This is a genomic window from Corynebacterium sp. ACRPO, from assembly GCF_022347205.1.
In the GTDB taxonomy this organism is placed as follows: Bacteria; Actinomycetota; Actinomycetes; order Mycobacteriales; family Mycobacteriaceae; genus Corynebacterium.
In genome coordinates, this window is sequence record NZ_JAKRNE010000009.1 from 67,691 (window position 1) to 81,872 (window position 14,182).

Genomic DNA, 14,182 nt, shown 5'->3' on the forward strand with positions numbered 1-14,182 from the left:
TCCATTGCACCACAGGTACAATCACCTGTCATGTCGAGCACGCAGCCAACCGCACCGCAGCCCCCAGAGGTCAAAGTCATTCGCTCTGCCAAGCGGAAGAAAACCGTGCAGGCGCGCATGGTATCCGGGGTGCTCGAGGTACGCATTCCCGCGTGGATGTCCGCGCGCGATGAGCGCGAAGCAGTCGCGGACATGTTGGCGCGGGTGGAAAAGAAGCAGGGCAGCGGGCGCCGCACGGACGCCCAGCTCGAGGAACGTGCGCGGCGGCTCAACGCGGCGTATTTAGATGGTCGTGCGACCATCGGCTCTATTCGGTGGGTGAGTAATCAAAATACGCGGTGGGGTAGCTGTACTACCTCCACCGCGGATATTCGGCTGAGCGACCGGCTGCAACACGTGCCGGACTATGTGCTGGATTCAGTAATCATTCACGAGCTCACCCACACCTTCATTCCGCGCCATGGGCGGGATTTTTGGCAGTGGGCGGACAGGGCGCCCCACGCCGAGCGGGCGAAGGGCTATCTTGAGGCCTATCAGCGCTGGGGCTGTTAGTTCTCCTCGTCCTCGTTGCCCTTGTCCTTCTTCTCGTCCTTGCCTTCCGGCTCCTCGGACTCCTTGGACTCGTCATCCTGCGCAGCAGAGGAATCCTCGCCGTTCTTCAGCATCTCCTCCAGCTTGGCAAACTCTTCTTCAAAGCCCTCATCTGGGCCTTCGTCCAGCAGGGAATCGATAAAGGCGGCCGGGTTATCGAGGTGCTCTGCAGTGGGCAGGAAGTCTGGGTGATCCCAGGCCTTATCGCGCTTTTCCGCACCCACGGCGACGGTGGCGCGGCGCCATAGCTCAGCGGCCTCAGAGACCTTCGGGGCATTAAGCTCTATGCCGACCACCTTGCTGAAGGCGTTCTCGGCGGAACCGCCGGTGCTGCGGCGGTGTGCCCATGCCTGGGTCAGCTTCGAGGTCGACGGGATGCGCTCGCCCAGTGCCTCAGTAACGACGTGCTCGGCCCAGCCTTCCACCAGCGCCAACAGGGTCTCGAGGCGGGATGCGGCCGCAGTGTTCTTGGAGGTAATGCGCGGGGAGAGGTCCATGCCCTGCAATTTGCTCATCGCGTCCTGGATTGCCTGTGGATCGCCGGACTCGAGGTTGAGCTCGCGGGTGACTTCCTCCAGGTGGGAGGTATCAATAACCAGGCCGATGGCATATTCCTCCACGGAGGAGACGATGCGCTCTACCAGCCAGGGCACGTGCTTGAACAGGCGCTGGCGGGCAGCCTCGCGGGCGGCAATATAAACCAGCACTTCCTGGCCAGGAACATTAAGCTCGCGGGCGACCTTCTGGATGGTCTGTGGCAATAGTGCCACAGTATTGGCTGGGGCGATGGGCAGGCCGAAATCGGAGCCGGTCAGCGCCTGGGAGGCCAAATCGCCCAAGGCGTGGCCAAGCTGCATGCCAAAGTTCATGCCAGACATCTGGTTCATCATCTTGGTCATGGGGCCCATCATCTCGCGGGCCTCTTCCGGCATGGAGTCCAGCTGAGCATCATTCATGTGCTCTGCCACCGGGGTGACCATGCGCTGCCACGCCGGCATGGTCTCTTCCAACCACTGCTTGGAATCCCAAGCCTTGGCCGTGCCGGAGGCGGTGGGCAAATAGGTGGCGTCATCAAGCCAGAGCTCCGCCAAGCGGACGGATTCCTCCACTGCCTTGGTATCGTCCGCGCTTACCGCCTTGGACTGCGAGATCTGCTGCAGGGCGATGCGCTTAGCCATGTCGTAATTGACTGGGCCGGAGTTTTCCGGCGAGTTCATGGAAGAGCCCATGCCGGACAGCATCTGACCGAACTGGTTCAGCATGTCACCCAGGCCGCCACCATTAGCGCCGCCGAATGCGCCGAACGGGTTCTGGTCACGACGTCCGTCATTATCGTCGTCATCGTTATTGGGGAAAGAAAAACCGAATCCGTTGCTCATGCGTCCTAATCTACCGGCACCGTCCGGCTACTTTCCATGATCCCCGCTACGCTGACAGCGAACACTACGGCAAAGGTTGTAGGGTATTGATCCGTGAATTCTCCTGCTAGCCGTCGCGTCCGCACCATTGCTTGGGGTGCCATCCCCGTCGTCCTCACCGGTGCGTTGGTATCGCTTGACCATATCCCTGGCACTGATGTGTCTTTGACCGTGCCTTATGCCGCTGAGGGGCCAGGTCCCACGGTGGACACGTTGGGGGAGGTCGACGGCACTCAGGTCGTCGATGTCCAGGCGCCGAAAACCTATGACACCGACGGCCACCTCAACATGACCACGGTCTCTGTGCGCACCAATATGACCCTGGCGCAGGCGCTAGGCCGCTGGATGATGACCGATGACACCATCGTGCCCATCGATACCGTCATTCCGCAGAACATGAGCGATAAAGAGGTAGAAGAGTCCAATAAGCAGGCCTTTACCCAGTCCGAGTCTGCCGCAACCGTCGCGGCAATGGATTACCTGCACCTGCCGGTGAAGATCACCATCGCGGAAGTCATGGATGAGGGCGCGGCGCAGGGCGCGCTGAAAAAGGACGATGTCCTTACCGCAGTAGACGGCAAGGAGGTCTCGGAGCCAGGCGAGGTCCAAGACGTCATCAAGCAGAAAAGCCCTGGCGATAAGGCCACGCTGACAGTCAAGCGCGGCGGCAAGAAGCAAGAAGAAGAAATAGAGCTAGGGGAGAACCCCCAGCAGAAGGGGCAGGCAATGCTGGGCATCGCCATGCTCTCGGTCCCGCAAGACGATATTAAGGTCAAATACAACCTGCAGGATATTGGCGGTCCCTCCGCCGGCATGATGTTTACCCTGGCGGTCATCGATAAGCTCAACGAGGAAGACCTCACCGGCGGCAAGTTCGTGGCCGGTACGGGCACTATTCAGGAAGATGGCAAAGTAGGCCCCATTGGCGGCATCCAACATAAAATCGCCGCGGCGCATGAGGCCGGAGCGGAGCTCTTCCTCGCGCCGAAGGATAATTGCTCCGAGGCCGCCGCGAGCGACCATGGCGATATGCCCATCGCGGAAGTTTCCACCTTGGATGAAGCCGTGTCGACGATGAAGAACTTCGCGGACGGCAAGGATATTAAAACCTGCCAGTAGCCAGCCTACTTAGCTAGGCCCAGCTCCTTGATCTTCTCTTCTGGGTCTTCTTGGTCGGAGGAGATCATCTGCTGCATGACCATGCCTTCTTTATTGTCCACTACGGTAATGACCGCGGTGGTTCCCAAGGTGGACCAGCCTACGACGCGGTCGCCGTCATCCTCAATGACCTGCGAGCTGCGCAGCTCGGTAAGCACCTGCGTGGTTTGCTTCGCCTTGGAGTGCGAGCGGAAGAACTGGAACTGGCCTACCTTCGGCCCAGAGCAGTTATAGGAATCGTCCCCGCCCGTGGAATCGCAGCGGTCGAAGTGCGCGAAGAGCTCCTTGGGCGCTACCGGAGCAAAGATGTCATAGGCTTTGGCCACCGACTTCTCCAATTTTTCGCTGCCGGGTTCCTTGCTTGCCGACGCCCCCTCAGACACCCCCGAGCTCTCCGCCGCGCTCGATTCCGCGCTGGACTCAACGGTGGAAGAGAAGCTAGAGGCGGAGCTGGTTTCCTCAGCGGTATCCGCCGCAGGGGTGGTGGACTCGGCGTCGGCAGGGGAGGTCTCCACGGGGGCGTCGGCAGGCGCGGCATCGTCCGAGGAACAAGCGGCAGTGCTCACGCCTACACCCAGCAGTAGCGCTGCTGCGGTGGCGCGGGTGGCGGTCAGGCGAGTGAGAGTAGTGCGTCGCACGGTAGGAAAATGCTCCTTAGTCGCAGGCGAGAATTGTCACTTCAGTCTAATCTAGCTCATCCGGGTCTTGGTTCAGCCCATAGCGCAAGGCCGCAATGACCCCCGGAGCCACCTGGGGACCGCCGCGCAGCTGGATGTCATCTTCCGCGAACGGTCCGGCCGCTTCCAGCTCTTCTTCGGTGGGGCGCAGCTGCAGCAACGTGGTTTCGATGCCTTCCTCGCGCAGCGCACCGGAATAAAGGCGCGCCGGGCGAGGGGAGGAGTCCTCGCTGGAGGTATCGCGGAATTTAATCTCTTGGGCCAAGATGACGCCGGCAACCTCCCGCGGCCAGGCCAGGCGGGAGACATAATCGGCCAGCTGCTCCGAACCAGGCTCGATGTTTTCGGGCACATTATCTTGCACGATGAGGGTAAGCGGCGCGGCATCCTCTTCATCGAGCGCGGCAAGCTGATCGGCTACCAAGTGGGTGGGAACCAGCGCGAAGATGGTGGGCCGAGCGTCCCAGCCTTCGGCGTGGACGAATTCCACGGCTTCGGTCATCGCGCGGTTTAAAGCTGGCTGTGATAATTCGGGGGAACTCATGAACATCCTTATTCGTTATCTGTGTATTGCTTCCTTAAGCTGGAAGAAGTCTACAGGTTTTAAATTCGCACTATTTGATTGGAGCTGGCGTTGTCCTTTGGGTCATCCACACCAGCCGCCCCGTTGAAGCGGCCCCCGCGGGTCGCGACAATCATTGCGGCCATCATTGCCGTCCTCTTGTTCTTCGGCCCCATGCTCGTGGGCATGTACACGGATTGGAGGTGGTTTGGTGCGATTGAATACCGGAACGTCTTCACCACCGCGATTATTGCGCGGATAGTCCTCTTTATCATCTTTGGCCTGGTCGCAGCTGCAGTGGTGTGGGCCGCCGGCTACTTTGCCTGGCGCGGGCGCCCGGATTCGCTCGACTTGGGAGACCTGAACTCGCCGGTGTATCAGTACCGCAAGTCCATTGAGAAGTCCATGGGCGTCTTCTTCAAGGTCATCCCCGCCGTCGTGGGCGTCATCGCCGGTTTCATCGGCCAGTCCAATTGGCGCACGGTACTGCTCTTCCTCAACGGCCAGGAATTCGGCGAACAAGACGCCCAGTTCCACCACGACCTAGGTTTTTATGCCTTCACGTTGCCAGTTCTCAAGATGGTGGTTAGCACCCTGTCCATCTTGTTGATCCTGGCCTTCCTCATCGCGCTTTTTGGCCACTACGTGCTGGGCGGCATCCGCATTGGCAATAAGGCCGCCGGTGTGCGCGGCTCCATCTCCCACCCCGCTCGTCTGCAGCTGGCTATTACCGCCGGCCTGTGGATGGTAGTCCAAGTCATCGGCTACTGGCTGGAGCGCTATGAGCTGCTTAATACCCAGCACGACCTCTTTACCGGTGGTTCCTATACCGATATTCACGCTTATCTGCCGGCGAAGATCATCTTGATGATCATTGGCATCTTCGTGGCCGTGGCCCTGTTTATGGCCGTTGTCATCAAGGACCTGCGCATCCCCGGCCTAGCCGTGGTGCTGATGCTGCTGTCCTCGCTGGTCATCGGCCAAGCATGGCCGCTGCTGATGGAACGCTTCTCCGTACAGCCCAACCGCCAGGCAAAGGAAGAAGAATCCATCGCCCGCAATATCGAGGCCACCCGCTATGCCTATGGGCTCACGGATGAACACGTCACCTATGAAGACAACTGGGGCGGAGATGATGTCTCCGATGACAAGGTGGCCTCTGATAACGCCACCATCAATAACCTCCGCCTGCTGGATCCGGAGATCCTTTCTCCTACCTTTACTCAGATGCAGCAGCTGAAGAACTTCTATGGTTTCCCAGAGACGTTGTCGATGGACCGCTACAAGATCGACGGCAAGAAGCGCGACTTCGTCGTCGCCGCTCGCGAGCTGGATCCGAACGAGCTGCGGGAGAACCAGTCGGACTGGATTAACCGCCACACCGTCTACACCCACGGCAACGGTTTTGTGGCAGCGCAGGCCAATAAGGTCGACGAGGTAGCTCGCGATGCAGGTTCTGCCCGCGGTGGCTTCCCCATCTTTACCGTGTCTGACCTACAGACCCAGGCCGGCGAGTCTGAGGGCGAAGGCGAGACCCAGGACGCAGAGAAGTCCCTTGGCATTAAGGTAGACCAGCCGCGCATTTACTACGGCCCGGTCATTGCCGGCGCGGCCGACGGAATGGACTACGCGATCACCGGCCAGACCGGCGATAATCCGGTCGAGTATGACACCGATAGCTCCACCTACACCTATGACGGCAAGGGCGGCGTTGACATTGGCAATATCTTTGACCGCACCATGTACGCCGCCAAGTACCGTGAGCTGAATTTCCTGCTCTCGGATCGCGTCGGCAGCGAATCGAAGCTGCTGTATGACCGCGACCCGCGCGAACGCGTGGAAAAGGTTGCTCCGTGGCTGACCACCGATTCTGCTACCTACCCGGCCGTGGTTGATGGCCACCTGAAGTGGATTGTGGATGGCTATACCACCTTGGAGTCCCTGCCTTACTCCCAGCGTGCCTCGCTTTCCGACGCCACCCAGGACACCCTCAATCCCGATGGCACCACCCAGCGCTTGGTCAATGACAAGGTCGGCTATATCCGCAACTCGGTCAAGGCCACCGTCGATGCCTATGACGGCACTGTGGACCTGTACGAGTTCGACAAGAATGACCCGGTGCTGAAGGCCTGGCAGGGCGTCTTCCCGGACGTCGTTAAGCCTGAGGCGGAGATCTCCGATGAGCTGCGCGAGCACTTCCGCTACCCGGAGGATATGTTCAAGGTGCAGCGTGACCTGTTGGCCCGCTATCACGTGGATGACCCGAACGTCTTCTTCAATAACGATGCTTTCTGGTCCGTGCCGAATGACCCCACTGCGGAGGAATCCCGCCAGCTCAATCAGCCGCCGTACTACGTAATGGCCGCAGATCCGAAGACCGGCAAGCCGACCTTCCAGCTAACCACGTCCTATCGTGGCCTCAACCGCGAGTTCTTGTCTGCGCACATGGCCGTATCCTCCGAACCGGAAAACTACGGCGATATCACCGTGCGCGTGCTGCCCACCAATACACAGACCCAGGGTCCGAAGCAGGCCCAGGATGCGATGATGTCCTCCGACCAGGTCGCCCGCGACCGCACCCTGTGGGAGGGCACCAACGACCTGCACAATGGCAACCTGCTAGCCCTGCCAGTAGGTGGCGGCGAAATCCTGTACCTCGAGCCGATCTACTCGCAGCGCAAGGACCAGGCCTCTGCCTTCCCGAAGCTGTTGCGCGTGCTCGTGTCCTATAAGGGCCGCGTAGGCTACGCTCCGACTATTGGTGATGCGCTTGAACAAGTTGGAATCGATGCCAAGGCTGCCCAAAACATTGAGGAAGTCGAGGGCGATTCCGAGGACAAGGATGGCGCCAAGGACGACAAGAATAAGAAGGATGCCAAGGAGGACAAGCCTTCGGCCCCGGCCTCTGCGCCTTCCTCTTCCGACCAGGCCGGCGCCATCGATGACATCAACAAGGCTTTGAAGGGCCTTGAGGATGCACGCGATGGATCCTTCGAGGAATACGGACGCGCCTTGGATGAGCTCGACAAGGCAGTCGAGTCCTACCAGTCGACGGAGAAGTAGTTCCGGCTTATAACCGCGATGGATTAGGCACCTGCCCAGCGGATTTGGGTAGGTGCCTTTCCCTATGTATAGTTACATGAGTCGCCAGGACAGAGCGAATACACTTTGTGTTAACGCACTGTTCAAGCGCAGATGATGGAAGTCATCTCGACGCGGGGTGGAGCAGCTCGGTAGCTCGCTGGGCTCATAACCCAGAGGTCGTAGGTTCGAATCCTGCCCCCGCTACCAACTTCCAGGCCCTCATCGGTTTGCCGGTGAGGGCCATTTTTTATTTTTGCTTACTGGGCGGAATCTAGTGAACGTGCGGCGACATGGTCTGTAGCGGGAAAGTAGCAATCAGGCTCTAGACAGCAAACCCTTACCTAGGTAAGGTAAGCCTATGCAAAAGAAAGACTTCATGAATGTGCGTGCAGTTATCGCACTCGTAGCCACTCTAGCCCTAGGCGCAGGCCTTGTTGCGTGTTCTTCTGATTCTTCTTCTAAGGAAGGAAACGGAGAAAAGAAGATCGAGCGAGTTGTGGCGCTTGATTGGCGCTACGAGGAAATTCTCAAGGCCCTCGATGTGGACCCAGTGGGAATCGTGGAAATCGGTAAGTCGGAGGCACCGACCACTTTGAAAGGGCAGCTGGGTCAGGCGACCTCTGTGGGCCAGGCCAAGCAGCCGAATCTAGAGGTTATCCAGTCCTTGGAGCCGGATCTGATCCTGGCTAGCCCTACCCGTCAAGCCGATATCATGCCGCAGTTGGAAGAGATTGGGCAGACCGAATCCTACCCAGATGAGACTTACTTGGACGTGCTGGACTCGATGGATGAGATCGCGGCCAAGCTAGGTAAAGAGGAAAAGGCCAAAGAAGTCCGTCAGCGCATCGAGGACAAGATTGCTCATACCAAGGATGCGGTAAAGCCGGGGAGCCGTGCGGTCGTGGCTGGCTGGTCCAGTGAGATGCTCTATACCTGGGTCAACCCTTCCTTCCCCCAGTCGCTACTAAGTGAGGTGGGCTATGACTATGCCTTCGAAGGTGAGAAGTCATCCATCGAATCTAAGACTGATGTAGCGGAACTGACCGGCGATAAGCTCCCTGGTATGAAGGCTGACCTAGTCTTTATGTACAAGGACGTCGATGCGTTTAAAAAGACGCCCTATGCCAAGGGTAGCGGCGACATCGTAGAGGTGGACCAAGATATCTGGTCGCGCGCCCGCGGGCCGCTTTCCGCCGAGCATATGCTCGATGACATCATCGCCGCTGAAGAGTAGTGGCACCTCGAACTAAAACCAGCGCCTGCCTGGTCCTTGCAACCGCTGCCGTCGCCTTCGTGTGGTGGTGGCGGCTTCGCCATGTTCAGGTGCCAGCTGATACCCCGTGGCTGGAAGAAGAGCTGCATAGCGTGGCCTTTGACCGTCTCCTTGCCACCACGGTCGTCGGTATCGCATTAGGGGTAGGCGGGTTATTGCTGCGGACGGCAACTGCGAATCCGCTAGCCGATCCGTCCATCACTGGTGTGAACTCCGGTGCGGCACTCGGCGCAGTCGCAACAGCAATGTTTATAGGAAGCGAAACCTCGAGTGTTGACCAGTTGCCCGGTGCGCTGTTGGGTGCGGGGATTGCTGTGGGGGTGACGGTGGGCGTCGGTAAGAGCGGTGCCATTCAGCGCATGGTGCTTGTTGGCGTTGCCGTTTCCGCGCTGTGTAGCGCCTTGACCTCCATTTTCTTGGTGATAGATGAAGCTCAACTGGCTACGGTGATGTCATGGCTTTCTGGTCGGCTTGCCGGTGTGCGCCTAAGCGGTATCATACCGGCGCTGATTGCCGTGCTGGTCGTGGTTCCCTTGACCTTAGTCGGTGCAAAAACGCTGGACTTGCTCGTAGCAGGCGATGCCGTGGCTGGTGCTGTCGGCGCGAAGCCGGAGCGCATTCGGTTGGCAGCCATTGTGGCGGCGGTAGTGCTTATTGCTCCGGCCGTAGCTGCAACTGGGCCGATTGGCTTCTTGGGGTTGATGGCCGCGGCCGTAGCGTGGCGGGTGTGCGGCTCACACCACCGCATGGGGCTGTGCGTGGCTGGAATTGTTGGAGCAGCGGTGCTTTTGGTGGCCGATTCGGTTGGCCAGGCAATCTGGGCGCCAGCCGAGACCCCAGTGGGCATCGTGACTTCTTTGGCTGGCATGCCATTAGTGTTGTGGGCCGTCCATGCGCTGGGGAGGAGGAAGCATGCGGCATAAGAGATTTGTTGGGGTGCTAGTAGGACTCATCCTGGCGTTGGCGTTGAGCGCAATCATCGGCATGGGCGTCGGTGCGGTGATGAAACCGCCGGGCGAGGTGATCACCGCCTTCGTTACCGGAGAGCCGCTCATCTGGAAGTACCGCGCCCCGCGGATCTTGGTGGGAATCTGCGCTGGTATTGCCATGGCCGTCTCTGGCTGTCTATTGCAGTCCGCGCTACGCAATCCTTTGGCCGCACCAGATACGGTGGGTATTACCTCCGGCGGCGGACTCGCGGCCGTTGCGGTACTCATGGGATCAGGCGCCCTGCCGGCCCACCTGCTGACTTTCATAGCCTTTATTGGAGCGTTGGCTGGAACTGGGCTGGTTCTTCTCCTCGCCGGACGCGGGGCAAGTGATCCGGTGCGCCTGCCGCTTACCGGGGTGGCGGTATCCTTTGGGCTGGGCGCCATCACCGAATTGCTCTTGGTGCGGGCCGCCCCAGAGGCAGGAGCGGCCATGACATGGTTGAAAGGTTCGCTTTACGCCCGCTCGCTTGGCGATGCCACCATTGTCGCCCCCTTTATCCTTCTCGCCCTAACCGTCTCGATGGTGGTGGCAAGACACCTGGATATGCTCGCGCTGGATGACTCGACCATGGCCGGCATCGGCGTGAGCACCAAGATGTTGCGCCTAATAGCAGTAGCATTAGCCGTCATCCTCGGCGCCGCGGGAGTCGCCGCGGCCGGGGTCTTGGGCTTCGCCGGACTCATCGTCCCACATGCTGCTCGCTTGGTTGTTGGCGCGAACCTGCGCCGGCAAATACCCGTGGCGGCCCTGGGCGGCGCGGTCCTTGTGACCGCATGCGATACGCTCGGTCGCTGGGCCTTCGCCCCCACGGAACTCCCCGTTGGCGCGCTCATCGCGCTGATCGGTGCACCGTATTTCATTTTCCTATTGACTCGGCTGACCCGAGTGCGAAACGGAGGCTAGACATGACCCTGACGTGTAGCGAATTAACCGTGGGCTACGGTGGCCCCGATGTGGTCAAGGATGTAAATCTTCACTTATCCAGTGGTCAAGTAACCGCTCTGATCGGGCCGAATGGCTGCGGCAAGTCGACGCTTCTCAAGACATTGGGCCGCCAGCTTACGCCCAGCGCAGGCGCGGTGTACCTCTCGGGCCAAAATATCAGCAAGTATTCCTCGCGTGCCTTTGCCCGTGAAGTTTCTTTTCTGCCACAACATCCCGTGGCTCCGGAAGGGGTATTAGTGCGTGACGTCATCGGTTACGGCCGCTATCCCTATACAGGGGCGCTAGCGACGATGCGGGCCGGAGATCATGCAGCGGTTGAGCGTGCTGCCTCGCGTGCTGGGGTGAGCGCGCTTCTCGACGCCCCCGCGGCAGATCTTTCCGGTGGTCAGCGCCAGCGCGTCTTCCTCGCCATGACCTTGGCCCAAGAAACACCAATTACCTTGCTTGATGAGCCAACTACTTACCTCGACCCCGCGCACCAATTGTCCATTTTGGATCTGATTCGAGACCTCAATGGCGCTGGGACCACAGTGGTCATGGTGGTCCACGATATGGTCCATGCCGCGCGTTATGCCGATCGAATCGTAGCCATGCGTGAGGGACGCATTGTGGCCGAAGGGCCTACCGAGGAGGTAATGACCGCTGAACTCGTACGCGAAACCTTCTATGTTGAGTGTTTAGAGATGACTGATCCATCCACCGGTCGACGCTTTCCCATACCCATTTCCGTGCACGCTCCTGAACTTTCTGGAACCCTAGAAGGGAGAAGATAAATCTATTTAAAGGAGTACGTAGCAATGGCGAATAACCTAGGCCACGAAGTCGACTTGGACCGCAACGAATACAAGTACCTGGCGTCTGAAGACACCGTATCTTCGGCAGCTAAGTCTGGCGCCTCCGCTCAGTCCGGCGCGGCTGCAGCGGCTGCAGCGGGTGCAGGGGCTGCAGCGGCAGGCGCCGCGGGCGCTGCCGGCCTATCCACGCCGGTAGGCAAGCAGGCTGCGGATAATGCAGAATCCACCGCCAGCAAGTATGAGCCGCAAAACCACGTAGTCGCTGGTGCCGACGAAGAGCATGTAGGCTCCGCTCCGCAGCAGCCAGATCTGCAGGAGAAGCTGGACGAGGATAACTCTGACTACGCCCCGAGCCAGCACATCGTAGGCGGGGCACAAGAAGAGCACATCGGCTCCGCCCCGCAGCATCCGGACCTGCAGGAGAAGCTGGACGAGGATAACTCGGACTACGCGCCAAGCCGGCACATCGTAGGCGAAGCAAACGAAGAGCATGTTGCTACTGCGCCGAACCAGGACAACGTCAATGGACAGCAGTCCTCTGAGCGCCTGGATCAGCTAAAGGGCAAGGCATCCGAGGCCGGTAGCGCCGTCGGCGGTGCTTTCCAGCGCGCTAAGGGCTTCGTGGAGGACAAGGCACACGAGTACCAAGAGGAGTCCACGAAGAAGGGCGGCTTCTTTGACCGCGTCAAGGGCGCTGTCCGCGATGCTCGCGAGTCTATTGAGGACAAGCGCAAGAACTAACCAGCGCTGAGATTGAGCCGCTTTCCCGGGTTCGGGGAGGCGGCTTTTGTCGTGTATGCAATCCTGCTAATCGTCCAAGGCGCGAAGATAGAGTCGGCTAATCAGCAGGCGCCTTGGCACGTCCACGAGTGGGCGCAGGAAGGGGAGGAAGGGCTCGGAAGCGGCGTCGATAAGCAGCAGGGTGCGACCGTCGCGCAGGCGCTCAAGGGTAAAGGTTTCTACGCCGCGCTCGAGGTGTCCGGGAAGGGTGCCGTAGGTGAACCCGCAGCGGCCGTCTTCGTGGAAGACATCGACCACGCGGCAGCGAAAATCCCATGGGCCAAGGCCCATGGTGACCTCCGCGCCGAGCTTCACCACCTCATGGGTGGGGCGCACGCGGAAAAGGCCGCTGCGTTGGATTGACCAGCGGAATAGCCGGTGTGCGGCGGTATCAAAATCAGCGTCGATGACTCGTGACATGTGCAGCTGCGGGAAGCCAGAGGTATCGGAATAAGACAGCGGTGTGACCATGCGCCCAATGATAGGGGAGGGGTGATTACCCCCGAATTCTGGAAGAAATATAACGGCTTGGACACAGTCACAGGAGTTTGCTGATTCCACAATTTTTTCGTGCCAGTATCGAGCTTGCACGATGTTGACAACTGAAAGTAGGTACCTTGATGCTTCGCATTCCGCACCTTAAGAAAGTCCTGGTGGGCTCGGCTTTCGCTGGTGCGTTTTTCCTGGGATCCCCGGCCGCAGGCGCCCAGGAATTGCCCCAACCGGATTTCGACTCCGCAGGGATTATTAACCAGGTCCGAGATGGCCTGGCGGGGGTTGGTATCCAAACCCCGCAGGTGGATAAGAACGTCACCGACGCCGTAGATTCCTCTGTGCGCAACGCGCAGCAAGCCGTGCAGCACACGGCGCAGCAGGCACAGTACGCGGAGCCGATGACCAACCCGAATCCCATCGGCCTAGCGGAGCAGGCCACCCAGCCGGAATTTAAACCTAAGGGCACCAATCCGAATTACAAGTGGAAAAATGATGGATTTTCCAAGGTAGCTGCGGGCAAGCCACAGGCTGACTACGTGCTGCACCGCGTGCCGGGCTCCTTCTTTGATGCCCCACGCATTCCAGAAGAATCTGTTGCAGCCATGAATGAGGGGGAGTCCCTCTATGGCCCAGGCACTCCGGTTTATGTCAATGAACAGATGATGTGCACGCTGACCGTGGCGGGCAACGATAATGCTGGCCGCAAGGTTGGGCTCACCGCCGCGCACTGCGGCAATGTGGGGGATTCGGTCACCTCCGCCGATTCGGAGCAGATTGGCCCGACGGGCACCGTGGTGTCCAAGAATGAGGACTTGGATTACGCCGTTATCGAGTTCGGCTCTAAGGCCAAGGTGTCCCGCTCCTACAATGGCGTGACCGTCAATGAGTTGGGCGGCGGCGTAAAGCCGGGTCAGCAGGTGTGCAAGCAGGGGGTCGCTACCGGCAAGACCTGCGGCATGACCTATCAGCAGGCAAAGAAGATTCAGGTTAACCAAGTATGTGCCATGATGGGCGATTCCGGCGCTCCATTGTTGGTCAATGGCCGCCTAGTTGGCTCGATTACCGGTGGTTTCCTGCCGGTGAATTTCCCGTGCCGTACCCCATTGCAGGGTCCGGTGCATAACCCGACCGCCGCAAACACCATGGATGCGGTCTTGGCGGATATGAACCGCCGCGGTGGCGTCGGTGCTGGTTTTACATTGCCTGAGGACTAACCTCGTCCCTGCTTTTTGCCCGCTCCCGATGTACTGGGAGCGGGCACTTTTATGTCTCTGTCTAGTGCTGATAATCACAACTAATCGGCGCTTGTGTGAAACACTTTTGCGGACTAAGGTTAGGCTTATCTAGAAGCTACTTAGGTGTGGCTAAGAACACCGGCGTGAGCCGGACCGAGAGAACCGAGGTAACCGCGC

Annotated in this window: 13 protein-coding genes and 1 tRNA gene; 10 read left to right on the top strand and 4 right to left on the bottom strand. The window is 59.4% G+C overall.

What is annotated here, in order from left to right; genetic code table 11:
• The first annotated feature begins 30 nt into the window (after positions 1-30).
• A complete protein-coding gene (locus MHY22_RS07500) occupies positions 31-552 on the top strand; it encodes a M48 family metallopeptidase (RefSeq protein WP_239278768.1) in 522 nt (173 codons plus the stop codon).
• On the opposite strand, the gene MHY22_RS07505 is transcribed toward MHY22_RS07500, so the two are convergent.
• A complete protein-coding gene (locus MHY22_RS07505) occupies positions 549-1,970 on the bottom strand; it encodes a zinc-dependent metalloprotease (RefSeq protein ID WP_239278769.1) in 1,422 nt (473 codons plus the stop codon). The genes MHY22_RS07500 and MHY22_RS07505 overlap by 4 nt on opposite strands.
• A 93-nt stretch (positions 1,971-2,063) precedes the next feature.
• Between MHY22_RS07505 and MHY22_RS07510 the strand changes: the two genes are divergently transcribed.
• Positions 2,064-3,128: a PDZ domain-containing protein gene (locus tag MHY22_RS07510; RefSeq protein ID WP_239278770.1), complete on the top strand. Its 1,065-nt coding sequence runs from the start codon at positions 2,064-2,066 to the stop codon at positions 3,126-3,128.
• 5 nt (positions 3,129-3,133) lie between these two features.
• Here the strand turns inward: MHY22_RS07510 and MHY22_RS07515 are convergent, their stop codons facing one another.
• The gene (locus MHY22_RS07515; protein WP_239278771.1) at positions 3,134-3,805 is read right to left on the bottom strand and encodes a beta-N-acetylglucosaminidase; all 672 of its coding nucleotides are present in this window, start codon (positions 3,803-3,805) and stop codon (positions 3,134-3,136) included.
• 46 nt (positions 3,806-3,851) lie between these two features.
• Positions 3,852-4,388, bottom strand: a complete 537-nt coding sequence (locus MHY22_RS07520) for a PPA1309 family protein (protein WP_239278772.1) — start codon at positions 4,386-4,388, stop codon at positions 3,852-3,854.
• 123 nt (positions 4,389-4,511) lie between these two features.
• On the opposite strand from MHY22_RS07520, the gene MHY22_RS07525 reads away from it, so the two are divergent.
• From MHY22_RS07525 to MHY22_RS07555, 7 genes are all read left to right on the top strand, one after another.
• Complete coding sequence (locus tag MHY22_RS07525) at positions 4,512-7,469, top strand: UPF0182 family protein (protein ID WP_239278797.1); 2,958 nt, start codon at positions 4,512-4,514, stop codon at positions 7,467-7,469.
• A gap of 151 nt (positions 7,470-7,620) precedes the next feature.
• A tRNA-Met gene (locus tag MHY22_RS07530) sits at positions 7,621-7,697 on the top strand.
• A gap of 151 nt (positions 7,698-7,848) precedes the next feature.
• On the top strand, positions 7,849-8,724 hold the full coding sequence (locus MHY22_RS07535; RefSeq protein ID WP_049157735.1) for an ABC transporter substrate-binding protein: 876 nt from the start codon (positions 7,849-7,851) through the stop codon (positions 8,722-8,724).
• Between the two features lie 29 nt (positions 8,725-8,753).
• The gene (locus tag MHY22_RS07540) at positions 8,754-9,686 is read left to right on the top strand and encodes an iron ABC transporter permease (protein ID WP_255710473.1); all 933 of its coding nucleotides are present in this window, start codon (positions 8,754-8,756) and stop codon (positions 9,684-9,686) included.
• Positions 9,676-10,659, top strand: a complete 984-nt coding sequence (locus MHY22_RS07545) for an iron ABC transporter permease (protein WP_239236405.1) — start codon at positions 9,676-9,678, stop codon at positions 10,657-10,659. Before MHY22_RS07540 ends, MHY22_RS07545 begins: the two co-directional genes overlap by 11 nt.
• Positions 10,660-10,661: 2 nt before the next feature.
• Complete coding sequence (locus MHY22_RS07550; protein ID WP_239278773.1) at positions 10,662-11,474, top strand: ABC transporter ATP-binding protein; 813 nt, start codon at positions 10,662-10,664, stop codon at positions 11,472-11,474.
• Positions 11,475-11,498: 24 nt separating this feature from the next.
• Complete coding sequence (locus MHY22_RS07555) at positions 11,499-12,236, top strand: kinesin (RefSeq protein WP_239278774.1); 738 nt, start codon at positions 11,499-11,501, stop codon at positions 12,234-12,236.
• Between the two features lie 66 nt (positions 12,237-12,302).
• Here the strand turns inward: MHY22_RS07555 and MHY22_RS07560 are convergent, their stop codons facing one another.
• On the bottom strand, positions 12,303-12,746 hold the full coding sequence (locus MHY22_RS07560) for a DUF1990 family protein (RefSeq protein WP_239278775.1): 444 nt from the start codon (positions 12,744-12,746) through the stop codon (positions 12,303-12,305).
• A 149-nt stretch (positions 12,747-12,895) separates the two neighbouring features.
• Here MHY22_RS07560 and MHY22_RS07565 point away from each other — a divergent pair, with 149 nt between their 5' ends.
• Positions 12,896-13,984, top strand: coding sequence for a S1 family peptidase (locus MHY22_RS07565; protein WP_239278776.1), 1,089 nt, complete (start codon positions 12,896-12,898; stop codon positions 13,982-13,984).
• The last annotated feature ends 198 nt before the right edge of the window (positions 13,985-14,182 follow it).